22 protein-coding genes and 1 tRNA gene are annotated in these 19,928 nt (G+C 46.3%); 14 read left to right on the plus strand and 9 right to left on the minus strand.

Annotated elements, in window-relative coordinates:
* The first annotated feature begins 16 nt into the window (after positions 1–16).
* From Q0238_RS06840 to Q0238_RS06875, 8 genes are all read left to right on the plus strand, one after another.
* The gene (locus tag Q0238_RS06840; protein ID WP_297944286.1) at positions 17–1,075 is read left to right on the plus strand and encodes a glycosyltransferase family 1 protein; all 1,059 of its coding nucleotides are present in this window, start codon (positions 17–19) and stop codon (positions 1,073–1,075) included.
* Entirely contained in the window at positions 1,072–2,196 is a 1,125-nt protein-coding gene (locus Q0238_RS06845; RefSeq protein ID WP_297944289.1) for a glycosyltransferase family 4 protein, read from the plus strand. The genes Q0238_RS06840 and Q0238_RS06845 overlap by 4 nt, the downstream gene beginning before the upstream one ends.
* Positions 2,189–3,553, plus strand: a complete 1,365-nt coding sequence (locus tag Q0238_RS06850; protein ID WP_297944291.1) for a mannose-1-phosphate guanylyltransferase/mannose-6-phosphate isomerase — start codon at positions 2,189–2,191, stop codon at positions 3,551–3,553. Before Q0238_RS06845 ends, Q0238_RS06850 begins: the two co-directional genes overlap by 8 nt.
* A gap of 1 nt (position 3,554) precedes the next feature.
* Positions 3,555–4,865, plus strand: a complete 1,311-nt coding sequence (locus tag Q0238_RS06855; RefSeq protein ID WP_297944294.1) for a sugar transferase — start codon at positions 3,555–3,557, stop codon at positions 4,863–4,865.
* 231 nt (positions 4,866–5,096) lie between these two features.
* Positions 5,097–5,255 carry a hypothetical protein gene (locus Q0238_RS06860; protein ID WP_297944296.1) on the plus strand — a complete coding sequence of 53 codons (159 nt, stop codon included), beginning with the start codon at positions 5,097–5,099 and terminating at the stop codon, positions 5,253–5,255.
* A gap of 207 nt (positions 5,256–5,462) precedes the next feature.
* On the plus strand, positions 5,463–6,236 hold the full coding sequence (locus Q0238_RS06865) for a hypothetical protein (RefSeq protein ID WP_297944299.1): 774 nt from the start codon (positions 5,463–5,465) through the stop codon (positions 6,234–6,236).
* 18 nt (positions 6,237–6,254) lie between these two features.
* Entirely contained in the window at positions 6,255–6,623 is a 369-nt protein-coding gene (locus Q0238_RS06870; RefSeq protein WP_297944302.1) for a hypothetical protein, read from the plus strand.
* A 146-nt stretch (positions 6,624–6,769) separates the two neighbouring features.
* A complete protein-coding gene (locus Q0238_RS06875; protein WP_297944305.1) occupies positions 6,770–6,985 on the plus strand; it encodes a hypothetical protein in 216 nt (71 codons plus the stop codon).
* Between the two features lie 170 nt (positions 6,986–7,155).
* On the opposite strand, the gene Q0238_RS06880 is transcribed toward Q0238_RS06875, so the two are convergent.
* Positions 7,156–7,231 (minus strand) — tRNA-Lys (locus Q0238_RS06880).
* Between the two features lie 256 nt (positions 7,232–7,487).
* Complete coding sequence (locus Q0238_RS06885) at positions 7,488–8,303, minus strand: lipid-binding SYLF domain-containing protein (protein WP_005872227.1); 816 nt, start codon at positions 8,301–8,303, stop codon at positions 7,488–7,490.
* Positions 8,304–8,411: 108 nt separating this feature from the next.
* Between Q0238_RS06885 and Q0238_RS06890 the strand changes: the two genes are divergently transcribed.
* From Q0238_RS06890 to Q0238_RS06905, 4 genes are all read left to right on the plus strand, one after another.
* Positions 8,412–9,224: a M23 family metallopeptidase gene (locus Q0238_RS06890; protein WP_297944306.1), complete on the plus strand. Its 813-nt coding sequence runs from the start codon at positions 8,412–8,414 to the stop codon at positions 9,222–9,224.
* A 25-nt stretch (positions 9,225–9,249) separates the two neighbouring features.
* Entirely contained in the window at positions 9,250–11,151 is a 1,902-nt protein-coding gene (locus Q0238_RS06895; RefSeq protein ID WP_297944309.1) for a hypothetical protein, read from the plus strand.
* 144 nt (positions 11,152–11,295) lie between these two features.
* Positions 11,296–11,859: a methylated-DNA--[protein]-cysteine S-methyltransferase gene (locus Q0238_RS06900; protein ID WP_297944312.1), complete on the plus strand. Its 564-nt coding sequence runs from the start codon at positions 11,296–11,298 to the stop codon at positions 11,857–11,859.
* 655 nt (positions 11,860–12,514) lie between these two features.
* On the plus strand, positions 12,515–12,694 hold the full coding sequence (locus tag Q0238_RS06905; protein WP_297944314.1) for a hypothetical protein: 180 nt from the start codon (positions 12,515–12,517) through the stop codon (positions 12,692–12,694).
* A gap of 225 nt (positions 12,695–12,919) precedes the next feature.
* Here the strand turns inward: Q0238_RS06905 and dapE are convergent, their stop codons facing one another.
* The 6 genes from dapE to mobB all read right to left on the minus strand — a co-directional run bounded on the left by dapE (position 12,920) and on the right by mobB (position 17,492).
* Positions 12,920–14,098, minus strand: a complete 1,179-nt coding sequence (gene dapE / locus Q0238_RS06910) for a succinyl-diaminopimelate desuccinylase (protein WP_297944317.1) — start codon at positions 14,096–14,098, stop codon at positions 12,920–12,922.
* A 15-nt stretch (positions 14,099–14,113) separates the two neighbouring features.
* Entirely contained in the window at positions 14,114–14,710 is a 597-nt protein-coding gene (locus tag Q0238_RS06915) for a LysE family translocator (RefSeq protein WP_297944319.1), read from the minus strand.
* Positions 14,711–15,261: 551 nt separating this feature from the next.
* The gene (locus Q0238_RS06920; RefSeq protein WP_297944322.1) at positions 15,262–15,399 is read right to left on the minus strand and encodes a hypothetical protein; all 138 of its coding nucleotides are present in this window, start codon (positions 15,397–15,399) and stop codon (positions 15,262–15,264) included.
* A 536-nt stretch (positions 15,400–15,935) separates the two neighbouring features.
* Positions 15,936–16,145, minus strand: a complete 210-nt coding sequence (locus Q0238_RS06925) for a hypothetical protein (RefSeq protein ID WP_295151906.1) — start codon at positions 16,143–16,145, stop codon at positions 15,936–15,938.
* A complete protein-coding gene (locus Q0238_RS06930; protein WP_297944325.1) occupies positions 16,145–16,993 on the minus strand; it encodes a class 1 fructose-bisphosphatase in 849 nt (282 codons plus the stop codon). The genes Q0238_RS06925 and Q0238_RS06930 overlap by 1 nt, the downstream gene beginning before the upstream one ends.
* Positions 16,994–17,003: 10 nt before the next feature.
* A complete protein-coding gene (gene mobB / locus Q0238_RS06935; RefSeq protein ID WP_297944327.1) occupies positions 17,004–17,492 on the minus strand; it encodes a molybdopterin-guanine dinucleotide biosynthesis protein B in 489 nt (162 codons plus the stop codon).
* 99 nt (positions 17,493–17,591) lie between these two features.
* Here mobB and Q0238_RS06940 point away from each other — a divergent pair, with 99 nt between their 5' ends.
* Together Q0238_RS06940 and Q0238_RS06945 are read left to right on the plus strand one after the other, a co-directional pair.
* The gene (locus tag Q0238_RS06940) at positions 17,592–18,113 is read left to right on the plus strand and encodes a hypothetical protein (protein WP_297944328.1); all 522 of its coding nucleotides are present in this window, start codon (positions 17,592–17,594) and stop codon (positions 18,111–18,113) included.
* Between the two features lie 10 nt (positions 18,114–18,123).
* Positions 18,124–19,080, plus strand: a complete 957-nt coding sequence (locus Q0238_RS06945; protein WP_297944332.1) for a hypothetical protein — start codon at positions 18,124–18,126, stop codon at positions 19,078–19,080.
* A gap of 360 nt (positions 19,081–19,440) precedes the next feature.
* Here Q0238_RS06945 and Q0238_RS06950 read toward each other — a convergent pair whose 3' ends face one another.
* Positions 19,441–19,722: a hypothetical protein gene (locus tag Q0238_RS06950; RefSeq protein ID WP_297944335.1), complete on the minus strand. Its 282-nt coding sequence runs from the start codon at positions 19,720–19,722 to the stop codon at positions 19,441–19,443.
* Positions 19,723–19,928 lie beyond the last annotated feature (206 nt).

The following is a 19,928-nucleotide window of genomic DNA, read 5'->3' on the forward strand; positions in this document are numbered from 1 at the left end:
AGTAATTGATTTTCGTATGCATAAGGCATCTGGTATAGGTACATATGTCAAATCACTACTGCCTTTTTTAGTGGAAAAATTTGAGGTTATTCTGCTTGGTAGTAGAGCTGAGATACAGGATTATGCGTGGAGCAAAGGCGTTAAAATTTTAGAATGTAAATCCAAAATTTATTCTATAAAAGAGCAGCTTGAGCTGCCTTTAAAAATTCCTAAATGCGATATCTTTTGGTCTCCGCATTACAATATTCCAATTCTACCAATAAGAGCTAAATTTAGAGCAGTTACTATCCATGATGCATTTCATTTGGCCTTTTATGATACGCTAAATTTTATGCAGAAAATATATGCAAAAACGATTTTTAATCAAGCACTAAGCAGAAGCGATATAGTTCTTAGCGTTTCAAATTTTTCGCGGAACGAGATATTAAAATATACTAAAACCGATAAAAATATTTTCGTTGTGCCAAATGCGATAGACGAGAGGCGCTTTAATCGCCATTGCGATTCAAACGCCTTAGAAGTGGTGGCAAAGGACTATGGTCTTCCTGAGGATTTCGTTTTGTTTGTAGGAAATGTCAAACCGCATAAGAATTTAAAGAATTTATTATTTGCATTAGAAAAGATGGATTTAAATTTAGTCATAGTAGGGAAAAAGGATGGCTTTATAACGGGCGATAGCATTATTTCTGAGATTATTCGGAGAAAAAATCTAAGTAATCGTATATTTTTTACGGGCTATGTTAAAGACGCAGATATCGCTGCTATCTATAATTTGGCGAAATTATTTGTGTTTCCGTCGTTATACGAGGGGTTTGGTATTCCGCCGCTTGAGGCGCAAGCGTGCGGTTGTCCGGTCGTTTGCTCAGATGCGGCAAGCCTACCTGAAGCTTTCGGAGACAGCGTCGTGTATTTTGATCCATACAGCGTGGAAGATATGAGGGATAAAATTCAAATGGTTTTGAATGACGAAAATTTACAAAACGAGCTTCGCGCTAAAGGTTTTGAAAATGTAAAAAGATTTAGCTGGGAGCGCTCGGCTAAGCAGATTATCGAAATAATGGAGAATTTGCAATGAAAAAAGCCCTTATCCACGACTGGTTCAGCACCTATGCTGGTGCGGAGAAATGCGTCGAGAGTTTTACCAATATATGGGATGATTTTGAAATTTACAGCCTCATCGACTTTTTAAGCGGCACCGACCGGGATAAAATTTTAAAAGGCAAGCACGCTCACACGAGTTTTATCCAAAAACTTCCTTTTGCAAAGGACAAATACCGCAACTACCTGCCGCTATTTCCGCTTGCGATCGAGCAGTTTGATCTAAGCGGCTACGACGTCGTGCTATCCAGCTCGCATGCCGTCGCAAAGGGGGTACTGACGCATTCAAATCAGCTTCACATCGCTTATGTACACACGCCGATCCGCTATGCGTGGGATCTGTATTATCAGTACTTGCGCGAAAGCGGGCTAGATCGCGGTCTAAAGGGTATGCTGGCGAAGTATTTTTTACATAAAATTCGCCTTTGGGACGCGAGCACCGCAAACCGCGTAGATCACTACGTCGCAAACAGCCGCTACATCGCGCGCCGTATCAAAAAAACCTACGGCAAGCCTAGCGACGTCATCTATCCGCCCGTGGACGTGGATAAATTTACTCTGCGCGAAGCCAAAGAGGAGTTTTACCTCACCGCCTCGCGCATGGTTCCGTATAAAAAGATAGATCTCATCGTCGAGGCATTTTCGCAGACGGATAAAAAGCTGCTCGTTATCGGCGACGGGCCTGATATGGCAAAAATAAAATCAAAAGCGGGCAAAAATGTCGAGCTTCTGGGCTTTGCGAGCGATGAAACGATGGCGGATCTAATGGGGCGGGCAAAGGCGTTTGTTTTTGCCGCCGAGGAGGACTTCGGCATTACGCCGGTGGAGGCGCAGGCATGCGGTACGCCGGTGATCTGCTTTGGGCGCGGCGGCGCTCGCGAGACGGTGATTGACGGCGAGAGCGGGCTTTATTTTATGGAGCAAAACGCAAAGGAGCTGCTCGCCGCCGTAGCTAAATTTGAGCAAAATTATGATAAATTTGAGCCTGTAAAAATAAGAGAAAATTCTTTAAAATTTTCGCGCGCGCGCTTTGAGGCCGAGATCAAAAGCTACGTCGAGAAAAAATATGAGGAATTTAAGGACGGCCTAAATGACTAATATAATCCTAAGCGGGGGCAGCGGCACGAGGCTGTGGCCCATCAGCCGCACGCTTATGCCAAAGCAGTTCGTGCGCCTCTTTGACGATCGCTCGCTTTTTATGATGAGCTACGAGCGAAACTCCCCGCTATGCGAGCGCACGCTCGTCGTCTCGAACGAACAGCAGTATTTTTTGGCGCTTGATCAGCTTGAGGCCCTGGGCGCGCACGGCGTAAAATTTTTGCTCGAGCCCGTCGGCAGAAACACGGCTCCTGCGATCGCGCTTGCGTGTTTGAGCTTAAAGGCCGAGGAGGTCGTTTTCGTAACGCCGAGCGATCATCTAATTAGAGATGAGGCAGCGTATAAAAACAGCGTCTTGCGCGCACGCGAGCTTGCGAAACAGGGGTTTTTGGTAACGTTCGGTATCAAGCCCGCGGATGCAAATACGGGTTATGGCTATATCGAAGCTAGCGGCGAGGACGTGTTGAAATTTCACGAAAAACCTGAGCTTGCGGTAGCGCAAAGCTACATAGCGGCGGGGAATTTTTACTGGAACAGCGGCATGTTTATGTTCAAAGCGGGCGTATTTTTAGACGAACTAAAGGCGCAGAGCCCTGAAATTTATGAAGCCTGCGTTCGCGCGCACGAAAATTCTAACGCTGAAAATCCGATTAGAATTAAGCCCGAAGATATGCAAAAAATTCCGGCAGATAGCATCGACTACGCGGTTATGGAGCGCACGAGCCTTGCTAAAGTCGTGCCCGCAGACATCGGCTGGAGCGATCTGGGAAGCTTCGATAGTTTAGACGCCGAGCTGCCTAAAGATGCGAACGGCAACACCACAAGCGAGCAAAATATCACTCTAAATTCCAAAAACAATCTCATCATCGGCTCGGGCCGCACGATAGCCACCATAGACGTCGAGGATCTCGCTATCGTCGATACTAAAGACGCTCTGCTCGTATGTAAAAAAGGCTCTACCCAAAAGGTAAAGCAGGTGGTGGAGCAGCTGAGGGATAGCGATCTAGCGCGCGTGCACGTAACGACGCACCGTCCGTGGGGTAGCTACACGGTGCTCGAAGATGAGCGCGGCTACAAGATCAAGCGTATCGTCGTTAAGCCCGGCAAGCGACTATCGCTGCAGAAGCACTATCATCGCAACGAGCACTGGATCGTCGTTAGCGGCACTGCGACCGTGACTGTGGGCGAGCGGAATTTCTTGCTGCGCGAGAATGAATCGACGTTCATTAGGATGGGCGAGGTCCACCGCCTCGCAAACGAGGGCAAAATCCCCGTCGTGCTAATCGAAGCTCAAGTCGGCAGCTACACCGGCGAGGACGATATCGTGCGTCTGCAAGATGATTTTAATAGGAGCTAGGATGAAAAAGCAACTCTGCGTTTTGATAATCTTGGCTGTCGATATTTTCGGCATCTGGCTTTGCTTCGGACTTGCCGTGGTGCTTAAAAATCTGCTCTACGGCGATAGCGCGCTGCTGGACATCGGCAAGTATCAGGGTTTCGCGCCATCCTACGTCATAATGATATTTTTGTTTTTATATCAGGGGATCTATTCGAGGCGATATGATTTTTGGCACGAGAGTAGAATTTTAGTGAGAAGCTGCTTTTTTGGGCTTTTACTCAGCCTTGCGTTGCTTGCTTTAATTAAAGTCAATTACGAATTTTCGCGCGCCAGCTTTATTCTGAGCTTTGCCTTTATGGCGGTGGTTTTGCCCCTTTGTAAGCTCATAACGAAAAGGAAGCTTTTTAAATTTGGATTATGGCAGAAGAGGGCGAAAATTTTAGGCGAGGGCGAGGAGTTTGAAAACGCCGTCTTAGAAAGCGCGTATTTAGGATATGTTAGAGCTCTTGGCAACGATTACGACGTGCTGTTTATCGGCGGAAGCAGGCTTGGGGCGAAAGCCTTGAACGAGCTTATCGAGCATAATATCAGAAAAAACAAAGAAATTTTATTCACCCCCGTGCTGCGCTCATACGATTTTACGCAGGCGGATATTTACAGCGTTTTTGCCTCGCGCACCAGCCTCTTTGCGATACGAAATTCTCTGAAAAGCCCTTTAAATTTAGCTCTTAAACGTGGACTTGATTTGGCGCTTATAATTTTGGCACTTCCTTTGCTGGTGCCGATTTTTGGCGTAATCGCGTTGATGATGAAGCTAAAAGAGCCCACGGGACGCATATTTTTTTCGCATCAAAGGATGGGATTTGGCGGCAAGCCGTTTGGGTGCCTAAAATTTCGCTCGATGAAAGAAAACGGCGATGAAATTTTATCTCAGTACCTAAAGCAAAATCCGCAAGAGGTGGAGTATTTTGAAAAATATCACAAATACGAGCACGATCCGCGCATCACGAAGCTGGGTGATTTTTTGCGCAAAAGCTCGCTCGATGAGCTTCCGCAGCTGATCAACGTCCTAAAGGGCGAAATGAGCATCGTAGGTCCTCGCCCGTGCGCGCAATACGAGCGCAAGGATATGGGCGAATACGCAGATCTAATTCTGTCCGTCAAGCCTGGCATTACGGGGCTTTGGCAGGTGAGCGGGCGCAGCGACGTGGATTTTGCGACTAGGGCCGGCATGGATACGTGGTATATGAAAAACTGGTCGATCTGGAACGACATCGTAATTATTTTCAAAACCTTCAAAGTCGTTTTAGCGCGTGAAGGGGCAAGCTGATCGGTTATCGAGTCCTTAAGACGGGGTCTTTCTTTTGAGATAAATTTTACTTGATTTCTGCTTTCGTACGAATACTGCAATGTAAAATTTACGCAAGACGGATAAATTGCCCTTACTTTCGTGCCGACGAATTTTAAAATTTTAAATTGCCTATCTCGCAAAAACCGCAGCTATTTTAAAATTTAGAGAATCTACGGATAAAATTTTGATCTATTTGAGGATAGAGGGATAGTGCTAAGAAATTCTAACGGCATTACCGATGAAGGAGAGCTAAGCTCGCTTGCGGATAATAATATCAAAAGCACCGATCTAAACTACAAAGAGATAACGATAGACGAGAATTCCAATACCGCAAAAAAAGCTCTAAGATTGCTCTTGTCTATGAGCTGATCTACGAATGGGTGGGAGTAAGTGAAGCGGCTAAGACTCACGGGGAATTTATAGCTGCTTAAGTAAGATGGATATAGAATTCGTAAAAGCAACCAAATCAAGGCGAGAAAAGGACTGAGATTTTATAACATTCGCTGTCGGCAGATTGCTCGCTTGCAAAGTTTACCCGCAATGACGAGAAAAGCAGAGAAAATGGAAGGATAAAATTTGGAAAATTTTGAAAACTGGAATAAAAATGTTAAAAAACGGGATTTAAACTCAAATGAAAACGCAAATTTAAACGATTTCAATCAAAAAGACTACGATAAAGAACCGATTGTTATAAAAAATCCTTACGAATTCTTTCTTTCAAATTTATTCTTTTTTTCTCATTGCGGAACGGTGCTTGTTTTATTGGTTTATGCTGATTATATGGGGATTGCAAATGTTAGCAATATTTTTCTATGGGCTTTTTTTGGAATTGGCGTTTTGCATATCGTCGCTACATTTTATTATTACATTATCAAAAACAAATGCGAAACCAAATTCACAAATAGAACGATAGAATTTATCATAAATGGCGAAACAAAAAGGGTTAAGAATTTGGTTGATTTAGAACCTGTAGTAAGGACATTTAGATTGCTTACGCCATCATCGCTAATTGGAATTATTGTTTTTAATCTACTTATATTTTTTATGGTTGCATTAGTAAAAATGGTTCATTATCTTATCGCCTATTATGTCATTTATTTACTTTTAAATTGTTTATTTAAACTTATTTTTCATTTGATTTTAGGCGGAAATTTGAAAGATTTTACATTATTTCCCGCTTTTATATTTGATTATGGAGAACTCATATGCAAAGGAAGGTCTAGTTTAGATATTCTTAAAGATAAATTTCATATGGTTTATATAATTCATAAACAAGATTATTCAGATTTACAAAAATATTTTTCTGATAAGAAACATATAAATTTAAATTTGGTTGAAAAGAAATTTTAACCTAAAAAGGAGAAAAACATGAGTAGAGAATTAGTTGCTAAACAAGAATTAGACAAAGCAGAAATAAGACTTAGAAAAAATAGTGATTTGGTTAGACAATTAACTGAATTATTGAAAGATGCACTTTCTGGTGCCGATATGTCATTTACTGGATTAGAAAAATATGTTGAGATAAATGGCAAAAGATACGCAGAAATTGAATTAGAAAAACTAGACGATTATATCAAGAAAGTAGGATTAGCAAATGGTTTGGCTGGTATAGTCGATGATATGGCTGACGGTCAAAGCTTCGGTCATACCGTCGTGGGCGCAGCTGTGGATTTCGGACTTATTGCAATTACAAAATTCATCCCTGTTGTCGGTTGGATAACATATGGTATGACATAGGAAATTTATTAGATAAGTTGGACGGAAAAGATAGTGGCATATTTGATTTACGTAAACAGGCACAAAATTTATGGGACAAAATAACGGACGACGGACTATCAGATATTGATATGAACGCTTTGCAAAAAGGTATTCTAAAAGTAACAATGCCCGACAAAACAGTCTATGCAAGACCTTTATCGTCGTCATTTTTCCCTTATGGCGTAACCCCAAGCGGACTTCTTTTAACGGGCGACTACAAAGACGATGTTTTATTGGGCGGATATGGCGATGATACGCTAATGGGTAAAGGCGACGGCGATTTACTAATAGGTGGATATGGAAATGATAGGACAAATTATAAAAGCTTCCAAAGAGTTTAACAAGCTTAAGAGCACTATGCATTTTTTAATATATAGTAGTTTCTCTTAAACCGCCTGTATAATCTAGCGTTTTTAGCATTTGAAATTTTTTTGAAAAAATTTCAAAAACCCATGATGTAGGGCTTTTAAAAAAAATCAAAAAACTAAAAATAGGGGGAAAATTTGATAGATGGTGTCCCGTGTAGGATTCGAACCTACGGCCGCCTGATTAAGAGTCAGATGCTCTACCAACTGAGCTAACGAGACAAGAAACGTAATTGTAGTGATAAAAATATAAAAAACTGATTAAATTTTATAAAAATTTCGTTAAATTCCATAAAATTCTATCGGCTTTTATAATATCTAAATGGCTCATAAAAATTAAATAAAATACTTTAGTAAAGAACCAATAAATCTTTTTAAAATGACCCATGCGTTTCGATTTCACATATAAACGCTCTTGCGCAAACTCAACGCAAAGTCCAAAACAAGAAGCCCCATAAGCGGGGCTTAACTCGATAATTTATTTTGCTTTTTTAGCCTTTTTGCTTCGCGTAGCCTTAGCATGAGTTCTAGGAGAGCGGTTTGAGATGATCGGCTTACCGTCAGGATATTTTTTCTGCACGTGATTTACAGGTATCGCCGCACTGCTGCTAGCACCGTATTTCTCGCCGTTTGTGAAATACTTCCTCATCACTTCTTTCCATCTTTTTGCGTATTTATTCGCGCGCGGAGAATCGTTTAAGATATCCTCGTAGTCGTAAATTCTCTCATAGAAGTCGTTAGTTAGCTGATCGTCGATAGTTATTCTGCCGTTGTCGATCGATACGCCTAGGTAGACACCTGTTTGCTCGCCCGGGCTTACCATCCATGCAGAAATATCAGGTAGATCGGTTGCGCGACCTGTTCTTCTACCTACGCCGCCCGCCGCAGCACCTACATTGATCTCAAGGGTGTCTGTGCCAGTAAAAATGTCTTGATATGACTTCGTAGTATGGAAGATCATCACGATGTCGCTCGTCTCATAGCCTGCTTGCAAGCCTACGCCGTAGCCTTTATATTTGATAAAAATCGGCGAACTCCACTCGCCGTTCTCGCCTTTGACGCTAAAAATTCCATCGCCGTATTGTAGTGATGCGCCCGCAGCTAAACGTTTTACGTCGGTTAGGATTGCGACGGCTTTGGCGCTAGTCAGATAGCGCTCATCGGTGCCGAAGTTATTAGCCGCTACGAAAGATCTAACGACGTTAGTCGCCGCTATAACCTCTTGATTTGCCACGACGTCCGCGTGCAAAAGACCGCAAAGTGCAACAGATGCTAGAAGCAAAAACTTTTTCATCATTTAATCCTTTTAAAATTGAATTTTCGTTATTATAACAGCAATTTCATTCTTTTTAGCTAATTTTTAACAAAAAATTGATGAAAAATAACGAATTTTGGAAAATTTATGAAATTTCTAGCTATTTTTGCACTTTTGGCGATCAAAATTTTCGCTTTAGACATAGTAAACGGCGACGTTATTATCTTAAAATTAGATAAAAGCACGACCGAGTTGAGCTTTGGCTCAAAGAAAATCCCCCTCATCACGGCGCCAAATTCTAGCGATAAAATCGTCGTTTTGGCGGCAAACTACCGCGCTAAGGGAGATTTCGCGCTGCGGATAGTAGATCAAAGCGGCAGCCACGAGCAGATCGTTGCTTTGAAAAAGGGTGAGTATAAAAAAGAGGCTCTAAGTGTCGCTCCAGGCAAAGTTAAGCCACCTAAAGAAGCCGTCGCGCGTATCAAAAAAGAGCTCGACGAAGCTAACGCGATCTATGCGATCACCACGCCGCGCTATCTTTTTTCCACGCCGTTTGAGCTGCCTTTAAACTCCAAAATAACCTCTGCGTTCGGCAATGCCCGCACCTTTAATGGCGAGCTTAAAAGCTATCACAGCGGCACCGATTATCGTGCCGCGGTAGGCACTGCGGTGCGCGCCGCCAACGACGGCGTCGTAGTCATCGCCAAAGACCGCTACTACGCCGGCGGTTCGGTCGTGATCGATCACGGCGGCGGCATCTATTCGCAATATTATCATCTAAGCGAAATCAAGGTGACGCTTGGCGATCGCGTTCACAAAGGTGATGAAATCGCGCTTTCAGGCGAAAGCGGTAGAGTTAGCGGTCCGCATCTGCACTTCGGCATCGCGATCAACGGCGTGAGCGTCAATCCGCTAAGCTTCGTCGCTAAATTCAACGAAGTGGTTTTTGGCGAGCGCTAAAATGCCCTACAATCCGAAGGAGTTGATGAAAAAAATTCTCGCAGGCAGCGATTTTAAGCTAAAAGGCTCGGTCAAAGGTCGTGTGCGCGTCGCGAGTAGGGACGGAGCGATCGTAAATTTTACCGCCGCAGACTTCGGCGTGCAGAGCCTAAGCGACAAAATTTCGCTCAGTGGCGAGCAGTTTGAGCGGTTTCGGGCTAGAATTTTTGGGATTTTAAACTCTGGCGGACGCGAGCTTGCAGGCAGGCTCACGCTCTCTTCTACGCCCAAAAAGAAAGCCCGCGCAGATCGTCTCCGCGCGGCAGATGGCTATGCGGAGTTTGACGGCGCCTGCGATTTTGGTAGCTTTTGCGAAGGAGATTCGGGCGCAGTTTCGCCAGAAGCTGGCGGCAGCTTGGCAAAGACTTCGTATGCCACAAACGCAAGGTGCGGCGAGCGAGATTTTTCTGCGCGCAGCGCTCAGAGCGCGCGAGATTTTGCTTCACGAGCAGAATTTCAAGATGCTTCGCAAGCAGAATTTTATGGCGCAGCTCGGGCGGAATTTTGCGCAGATACCGCGTGGGATACGACGCGCGAGAATTTAATTTCGCAAAATGATGCTGCGCAGGATGACATGAGTGTGGGGCTTGCTGCTAGTTTCGAAGAGAGCGCAAATGCGAGGAGCGAAAATTTTATGCCGCAAAGCTCTGCGCCTACGAATTCTGCCAAAGGGCGAAGCTTCATTCTTGCATCGCGAAATTTTATTTCCGCGCAAAGCTCTGCGCTCGTGAAAGATTCCGCATTTGAGTCGCAAAATTCTAATTTTATGGCGCAAACGGAGAATTTTGTGGCTGAAAATTCGTTTGTAGCAGAGCAAGGTGCGAACCTACGAAGTAAAAATTCTACGGCGCAAAGCTCTACATCAAAAAATCCCACTTTCGCAAATTCTGCGCTTGATATAAAGTGCGCAAATGATTGTGGGTCTCAAGGCTCCGAGTTTTCCAAGGGGCAAAGCGCTAATTTCGCTGGCCGCCGTGCCGCAAATTTTGTCTCAGAAAATGCCTCGGAATTTACGCCTCAAGATGAGAATTGCGTTGGTGAGAATTCCGCGTTTTTGGCAAAAGGGCAAAATTACGCGCTAAAAAATTCCGATGGGCAAAATTTAGCACAGAAAATCTCTGCACAAGAGTGGCACCCTTTAAATTTGCCACCGCAAGCGGGAAATAAATTTGTGCCCGAATTCGAGCAATCCGCGCAGTCTGCGTTAACGGGTGAGAATTCTACGTTTGCTTCTTCTATGGCGGAGGGGGCGCTTGGTGATGAGCCCGCGTCTGCTGCTTTTGGGAGCGAATCAACTTTTGCGACTAAGCCCGTAAATTTCTATGGCAAGCCTGCGCGCAAAGCGCCTACGAAAGAGCGCGCGAGCCTTCGAGAGCGTCCGCAGGCTCTGCCTATTGCAAGCACTTCGCGTCCTATTTCGCTACCGCAAGCGTCTAAAGCTAGGCTCATCGAGCTTAAGCCGCGTTTCATAGGCATCGCGCATAGGATTAAAATTTCGTTTTTGAAAAAGAGCGCGAGCGAGCCTGGCGAAGGGGTTTTGGCGCGCGTTCGTATTCCGCTTTTGATGGAGAATTTCGGTCTTAATGATATTTTGTCGTCCACGGCGAGCTACCAAATGGCTAAAAAAATGGTGCGCACGATCGCTGATCTTTACATCGCCAAGGATCTGCGCGGCGTGCATATCGATGTGCCAGTACGCCTTGAAATGGGCTTTAAAAGCGGTATCTCCGACGTCAGCAACCACGCCTTTATCTTTAAGCTCATCGAGGACAGCCTCGTCAAAAACGGCGTCATCGACGATGATAACGCAGATATCGTGCGCGAGATCAAACTCTTTAAGCAGGACGTTTTCGACGGGGTTTTGGTAAACCTCGTGCGGTTTGAGTAGAGACTTTGCAGGGCCTTGCGTATAAATTTTAAAAAATTCGCGTTACCGCATGAAATTCCATCGTTTTCGAGCTTTAGCTCGCACCGCAACAAGCGCTTTTTAAAATTTTTTTGATCAAACCAGTAAAAATTTGAAAGGATTGAGATGCAAAAAGCCTTTTTTAATTCGCCCATTGGAATGCTTGAAATTTGTGATGACGAGATCGGGATCTGCAGTATCGACTGGGTCAAAAGCTCTGTCTGCGAGCCCAATGATGAGATCTTTAAAAAACACGACGCAGAGCTTAAATTCGGCTTTGTGTGTGCTGTGGATGATAAAGGACGCGATTTAAAGCTTAGTGATTTAAGAAAGAATTTGGCTCTTTGCACCGACGAGCTTAGCGCCTATTTTAGGGGCGAGCTTGAGAGCTTTAGCGTTAAACTGAGCCAAAATGGCACGCAGTTTCAAAAGTCCGTGTGGAGCGCGCTTTTAGAGATCCCCTACGGCGAGGTCGTAACATACGGCGAGCTAGCCCGGGCTATCGGCAGACCGCGCGCAAGCCGCGCAGTAGGTAGCGCAAACGGCAAAAACAAAATCCCCATCATCGTGCCGTGCCACCGCGTCGTAGCTGCAGGCGGGCTCGGCGGATACAGCGGCGCGGGCGGCGTAGCGACCAAAGCGTGGCTACTAAACTTTGAAAGAGAAAGCTTAGCCAAATTTGGCAAGTAAAATTCCATTAAATTCTGCTTTGCAGGTACGGCGTTTATTTTAAAATTTTACCGCGCGACGCTGCGAAATTTCATAAAGCGATTTTGCAAATTTCTAGTCTTACGGCGACCAAGGTAGTTAAAATTTGGCAAGAAGCCTGGTAAGCCGGCTGAAGCTCTAATTTGGAATTTATCGCGCCTTAGACGCCTACTATGAGCGGTTGAAATTTTTCGCAGTGATAAATTTAGCCTTGCGAAATTCTGCGCTGAAGTCCTTCGATAAATTTTTATCTTGCGTGCATTTAGTGTAGCAGCACGCGAGGCGGCAAATTTTGAGCCTTTTTCGTGCAAATAGGGCGAGCATAGCAAGGTTTTGCGGCAGAATTTTGCATAGCTTAAAAATTCTGCGTCACCGCGCTGCAAGGTAAAATTCAACGCCGCCGTATCAAAGCAAAGTAAAAATTTTAATTGCGCTTGTCAGGCATGGTTAAAATCCGCGCAGAAGCGGTAAGCGGGGCAGAATTTATCTCAGCGGCAACGTGACTAAATAAAATTCTATAAATCCACGAAGCGGGCGGTATCCCAGCAGAAACGGCATTGTCTTAGCCAAGCTTCTTGCGTAAGCAGCGGGCGCGTCAAAGATAAAATTTTTCACGAAGACGGCAAAGTACAGCAGTATGTTGCTAGAGACACCTGACGAAGATGAAATTCTACGCAAAGAGAGCGAGATGAATTTTGCGCAAAGACCGCGCTATTTGCTGAAATTCGCGCAAAAGCAGTATTCTTTTAAAAAATTCCTAGTAGGGACAGCATTATCGTCGTCAAAGCTCACCTTTGAAGTGGCGACGTTTAGCTAAGGCTTCTTTCTTGCGAAATCGACGTTGCATAGCAAAGTAATTGTAAAAGCGGCGAGCGTGCTGCAGATAAAATTCTTAGCAAAAGCGGCGTAGCAGGGCAAAATTTCTACGCAATACGCACGGCAGAGATAAAATTTGCCAAGCAGCTACGAGCGAAAACCCTGGCAAATTTGGCGAAGCTTGGCAGAACGCAGAAAATCTACGCAGCTTTGCCAAATTCCTAAATTAGCCAAAATTTTCTATCAGATCGCTAAAAATTTTAGCTAAATTTTCGACGTCGCTAATCTCTACTCGTTCGTTGATCTGATGGATCGTGTCGTTTCGCACGCCAAACTCCGCCGTCTCCACGCCAAACTCCGCGAAGTATCTCGCATCGCTCGTACCGCCTGCGGTGTTTAGCTCGGCTGCTGCGCCGCAGATCTTCTGCACGCTAGCGCTTAGTTTTTGCACGATTTTGGAGCTTCGCTGAGTTAAAAAAGGCTTTGAGGAGCTTTTTAGCGCGAGGTGTAGCGACGCGCCTGCTCGCAGCTGCGCGGTGCAGCTCATTTCTAGCTTGCCGCAGGATTCGCTTTCGTTGCATAGCGCATCTTTTGCGTCCAGTTCAAATAACCCCAGTACATAGTCTCGCACGTCTTCTAGCCCCAGCCCTACGCCGCCGCGTACGTTAAACATCACGCGTACGTCCTTGGGTGTTACGTTTACTACCTGCGAACCGCCGCGAATGTCGGTGATGACTATCTTGGCTGGAGCGAAATCATCGCTGCCAGCGTCCAGATCATGCCCCGCGAGGCTTGCAAGCACCGGCGCTAAAATGTGGACAGGATTGATGCATTTATCTGGGTAGGCTGCGTGCCCGCCGATACCCGTGAGTGTGAGGACGCCGTTAATCGAGCCGCGACGGCCGATCTTAATGGTATCACCGAAGCGCACTTCGCATGTAGGCTCCGCAACGATTGCGAAGTCGGGTAGGGCACCTTGCTCGCGCAATTTAGAGAGCATTTCGCGCGTGCCGTAGATGCCGTCGCCCTCCTCATCGCTGGTTAGCAGCAGGCTTAGCGTGCCCTTAAAATCGCGTGCCGCCGCTAGCGCGCAGATTGCCGCTGCGATGCCGCTTTTCATATCCTGCGCGCCGCGCCCGTATAAAAAGCCATCCGCTTCCACCGGCACAAACGGATCGCTCGCCCAGCCCTCGCCCGGCGGCACGACGTCGATGTGCCCGGCAAAGCACAGATGCGGACCCTGTCCGAAGCGCTTGGTAAAAATCGCGTTAGTTACGCCGTTTAGCTCGAATCTATCCTCGCTAAAGTCCGCCAGCAGCATTGAGACGTAGTTGAAAGCTCCGTCGTCGCTAGGCGTGAGCGAGCGGAATTTGATGAGCTCTTTTAGAATTTCAATCGGTTTCATAAGCCTTCCTTTGGTTTAAATTTTAGCGAAAATTATAGCGTATAAAAGCTTTAGCGCAAAAAATGTCAAAATAAACGCCGAGATATATGCAAATGCCCGCACTACTATATTTGGAAGCTTGCTACGAGCTAGATATATTGCAAGCGGAAAAAGCGTGATCCAAGCTAAAATTCCGCTTACAAGCCCCGCAAGAGCAAGCGCGAAATTTGCTCGCGCGGTACCGGCAGAGACGCTGAGCCAAAACATAATGACGTATGGATTTAGTAAATTTATTAAAAAGCCTTTGCCGTAAAGCGCCGCGCCCGAGCAAGGCTCGACGCTTGTAGGTTGCACCGAGCTAGCCGTGCTATGCCAGATCTTGTACGCCGTGTAGATCAAAAAGCACGCGCCAAATACCGATATGCAGGTAAAAACGATCGGGATTTTAGCTAACTGCGATATGCCAAACGCCGATAGCGCTAGATACAGCATATCCGCACTCATGGCGCCGAAGCCCAGGCACAGCGCCTTGGTGTAGCTTCGCAGCGCGTAGGACATTATCAGTACGTTTACCGGGCCGATCGGCACGCTAACGCCCAGCCCCATCAAAACCCCTTGTACGAATGGTTGCATCCTTTTGCTTGTACTCCCCAAACTGCTCTAAAATTTCGGCGTGCGATGCTGCGAAAAAACCTATGGGCGCGGCTTTGCGAATAGATCGATCTGAAATCTCGCGCGACCTGCGATCGGTTTTAAATTTAACGCAACCGCCGCCGTAATGCGCCTTGGCTTTAAAATTTTAACGCAAGCGTCGTAGCGCGCTCGGATCTAAAATTTTTAACGTGTGTAGTTGCATGGGCTTCGGATTTGAAATTTTAACGAGCGCTTCACATACATGCTCAGTCGCAAAATTTCAATATGAGCATTATGTGCTTGAAATTTATACGAGCATTCGTGCGGTGGACCCGCTTACTAGACTTCAAATTTAGTTTTTAAATTTTAACGCATGGATCGCGATTTAAATTTACACTTTAAATTTTGCGGCTAGAATTTTGCGAGGCAAAATTTGCCGTTTTGCTGCGTCGCTAAGTTTTCGAGTTAAATTCCGCAAGGCAAAATTTAAATTTCATCGCTGGTAGCAGAGCCGTCACTCTAGTCGTGAGCTAAATTTAACAAGGCAAAATTTAAACTAGCAAAAGATTGGCGACGAACGACGGCTTGCGCAAGTCGGTAAATTTTAATCGCGTAAATTTAAAGATCGCGGCGGTAAAATTTAGCCCGCCGAAATTTTGCTTTGCGTAATTTTGCATATTTGCGCTCATAAACGGCTTATGATCGCAGATAAAATTTTGCGAAGCGAAATCGCGCCTTAAAATTTTATCCGTAAATTTTAAAAACTCAACGAAGGATACAATCCCGCCGTTCTGCCTGTCTTAAAATTTTATCCACAAATTTTAAAAATCCGACCGCGGAGCCCGCTCAACGTTTGTCCGCTTCAATTAGCCGCGTGCCGAATTAACCGTATGTGCGTTTGAAATTTAGCCGCGTGCCTGCAATTTGGCTACACCTTCATTTTGAATTTTATCGCCCGCCGTAAAATCTGGCCCGCAAAACAGGCGCGCCTCAGAGCATATTTCGCCGCAACGCCAAATCGCGCCGTAAATTTTATCGTTTCGCAGCGGAGCAAATTTTTTACACTGCAAAGCAAGAGCCTGCGCGCCGCCGGATTAAATCTGCACCGCAGAGCAAATTCCGCGCCGCAGCTATTTTCGTGAAAACCTCGCGACGCAAGAGGAAGGCGGTGGTATATTTATACCCGAATTCGTAAAAATCCCTCGTCGCATCGCAATAGCCAAATTTAAAACGAAAAATCCCCCGTCGCGCCGTGCGACATGCTCTCATAAACCGCCTTGACGTATTTATCGCGCACGGCGCAATCTAGCAGCTTCTCGCACTCCAAGCAGCTGGTGAGATTGTGCTCTGCCTGGCAGGCTTGCAGCGCGGCTAAGCTTTTATCCAAAATTTCGTCGTAAACGTCGCGCGGCGCGCTGCTCTCGGTATCCGCCATCAGTTTTTCTCGCCGTAAATTTCATGCATTTTCGCGATCTCGTACTTCGAGCCGAAAAAGCAAGGGCTGCTTTGGTGGATTTTCTCGATTTTAAGCTGCAAAAGCGAGCCGTTCTCGCCGTCGCTAGTGGCGCCTCCTGCGTGCTCGAAGATGAACGCAAACGGCAGAACCTCGAAGGTTACGCGAAGCTTGCCGCGAGGATGATCGCTGGTAGCGGGGTAGCTGAAAAGTCCGCCGCCTTTTAATAAAATTTGATGCAGATCGCTTACCATCGCGCCGCTGTAGCGCAGGCGGTAGCCCTCATCAAACAGCGCCCGCACGAGCTTTCGGTGCGGCTCGCTCCAGCCCTTTTGCGTCGCGCCCGTGGCGTTTAGTTTGCCTTTTTGCTGTAGGCGCAGGTCTTTTACGAAGCTAAAGTTGCCCTCGCGATTTAGGCGGTAGAGCTTCGGCGCGTCCTCGCAAACGACCATCTCAAGGCGCGGTCCGTAGATGCAATAGATCGCCGCTTTTAAGTTTGCGGGCGAAATTTCATCCTCGTAGATGCCAAATATCGAGCCCACGGCGAAATTTACATCCACCAAGCTCGAGCCGTCGAGCGGATCGTAAGCGATGATTAGGCGCGCGTCTTTTCGAAGCTCTAGCGTCTCCTCTTTCTCCTCGCTGATTAGGGCGCGTACGAGCGGGTTTTTGCGAAATTCCGCCTCGATTATGGCGTCGCTTTTTACGTCGAGTTTGAGCTGCGTATCGCCCGTGCTGTTGTGATGATCTGTGTAGCCGAAGTCTGCGTATTTCAGTTCCTCGGCGATTTGTAGCGCGATATTTTGGATTGATTTTACGATCTCTTGCATTCTGTTTCCTTTACATTTTTTTGGCGTTTTTTAATATCCATTCGCTAATGCCCGCAGCGTCGTTGATGTCGAAATTTACGCGGCAAAATTTATCCATCTGCTCACCGCTTAAATTTGAAGCGATCGCGTCTGAAAAGGGCAGATACGCTGGATCGATCCTGTCGCGAAACAGGCTTATGCGCGGCAGCGGCAGCGTCTTTAGCCCCTCTACGAGCAAGATATCAAACTCGCCTAGCATCCGCACGACCTCGTCAATCTGCATACAGCGCTGCGAAAAATAGCTCGTCCGCGTAGGGCTCATCACCACGGTCTCGGCGCCGAGCTCGCTAAATTTGGCGCTGTCCTTGCCCTCTACGTCAAAGCGCGCCTTATCGCCCGGATCGTGCTTTACGATCGCAGTCCGTAGACCGCTAGCGATAAAAATTTTAGCGATCTTGCAGATTAGCGTCGTTTTGCCGCTGTTGGAAGGGCCTGAAAATGCGATGGCAAGTCTTTTCATTTTTAAAATCCGGCTTTTTAAGATGTGCAATTGTAGCGAATTTAGCCTTTTAAAAAGCAAAATTCGTTAAAATGGGCCTAAAATTTCAAAGGAAAATCGATGAAGAAATTTGATTTTAGCGGCGCGCTAAACGGCCTGCTGAAGGGCTTGCTCTTAGCCGCGCTAGCGCTATTTTTAAACTCCTGCTCCGCGAACGATCCCCGTCACGATCCGCTTAAAAACGAGTTTTTGGCCTACACGCAAAAATTTGAATCGGTGCGCGCGGGCGATCGCTATTTGGCAGTGGCGACCTATCTAAATCCCGTCGCGCCAGAGCTTAGAAACGCCGCTGGAGACGAGGTGTTTTTGCTCACCTCCTATCCTAAAGAGATTCAGATCCTCGCGGTGCAGATCAACGGCGCTAACGCAAACGTAGTGCTGCTGCACGACGGGGATCCGCTTTTGCAAAAGGAGCTTTTTAAGATCGCGTGGGCGAGCCGCTACAAGATTACCGCACCTAGGAGCGATAAGGACGAGTTGGTGCTTAGCTACCGCACCTCAAATGGTCTGGATGCCACGATGAAATTTCGTAAAATTTCAAAGTCGCTGTATTGGCAGCCGCAGATCGATCTAAAAGATTAAAGGGTAGAAGGTGGGTTACGATATAAGCTATCACGCGATCGGCAAAGATGAAATTCCGCAGTGGTATTTTAAGCCGCTAAAGCTCGCGCAGAAGGGAGATTTTGAGGCTATCGCTAAAATAGCGCGCGAAGCGGGGGTGGATGAATTTTACGCAGAAAAATACGCGGACGGCTTCCGCTCGGCGCTACAGTACGGCACGCAGGGGATTTTTAATAAAACGCACGGATTTCATATAGCCGTGGTGCAGGGCTATTTTAGAGAGTATTTTTACACGCGCGGCACGGCGTTTAGCTTTTTGGCGGAGCAAAGCTCTAAATTTAAACCTTACATAAGCGATTGGCGCGAGGTTTTACCGGCGGAATTTTTAGCGGAGTTTAGCGGGCAAATTCACAACGAGATCATCGAAAACTACTGCTGCGGCGCGTACCTTGGCGCCGATGGCGTGCAGAAACTGCTGCGCGATTACGAAGCGGACGGCGAGATAAAAGAGGCGATAGATGAGTTTTACGCGCAGAATTTGCCCGTGTTTTTAAAGGCGCTAAATTTGGCGCGCGAGCTTGGAGTAGGGCTGCTTGAGGCTACCGAAGTGGTTGAGCCCAATCCGATCGATCTGAATAGGTCCGAGTCATTTTCAAATCTTTTTAATTGCGATACGCAGGGCGCGCTGATCTACGCGGATATTGCGGCGCAGCAGATCGGCGAGGCGATAGAGCGAGATAAGGCATGCGGAGGCAATAGGATGGTTAGAGAGAATTTTACCTCGCGCGGCGTCGATGTAACGGGCGGCGGCAGTGCAATGGAAGCGGATGGCGGCGCAATGAAGGCAAACGGCGAGAATCCCGTCCCGTACAGCGGCGATACGATAGAAGGCGGCGACGAGAATTTCGCCGCAGAAGATCATAAAGACGCAACCTCCGCAGGCAGCGAGAAGTCGCTTTTCGGCAAGATCAAAGGGCTTTTTAAATAGCAAATTTGATCGCTTTATTCCGCCGAAGCTCGCGCGGAGTTAAGGTCGTAAAATTAAATCATCTCACGTCCGCAGACCCTGCGCGGTTAAATTTAGCTAAAACGGCGCGGCAAAGAGGCGTAGATTTAAAATTTAAAACTTGCCGAAATTTTAAAACGGCGGCTTGCATATCCGAAGTTACGAAATTTTAAGGCGTCTCAAACAAGCAAACAAGCTGCAAAGCGGCTAAATTTAAACCTGCCACAGCCTTTGCGGCGGATAAGCTGCGGATAGGTTATATGTTTAAATTCCATAACCAAAAGCGCCCGATTTTGATTTCATGTCACTTAAAATTATACGTTCGGGCGCTAATTTGATCGCTCACAAAACGCCGCGATAAAATTTCAATGAATTTTGAATTTTAAAGCTCGTCACCTCAGAAATAAAGCTCGAAAAAAGCAAGCGCAAAGATAAAAAGACTATCAGCGCCGCGCCGCCCGCTCGGACGCAGCTCTTGTCCCCTACGCCGAATTGCACGCAATACGTAAACGTCATAAAAAACAAGCAAGCCGCTAAATTTGCGGTGCGTTTCTTTTCGTCTTTAAACGACGATACGCACAAAATGGCGGCTATTATGAGAACTACGGTCGCGATAATTTGCATGGCACGCCACCTTTCGTGCAGATCTGGAAATGGTCGTCATTAGGCATTAATAGATAAAATTTAACCACTGAAGTCAAAATAAATTCGCACGATTTTATAGCGCCTTGCCTACTTTTGCGGTAAAATTTCGCCGTTTTGATCTGCTCGTCTAAGCTATTGGCTGGCAAATTTTGCGCTTTTGGGGCGGCGGCTTTTAAAATTTCTCG

This window comes from uncultured Campylobacter sp. (assembly GCF_938045775.1).
Taxonomy (GTDB): Bacteria; Campylobacterota; Campylobacteria; order Campylobacterales; family Campylobacteraceae; genus Campylobacter_B.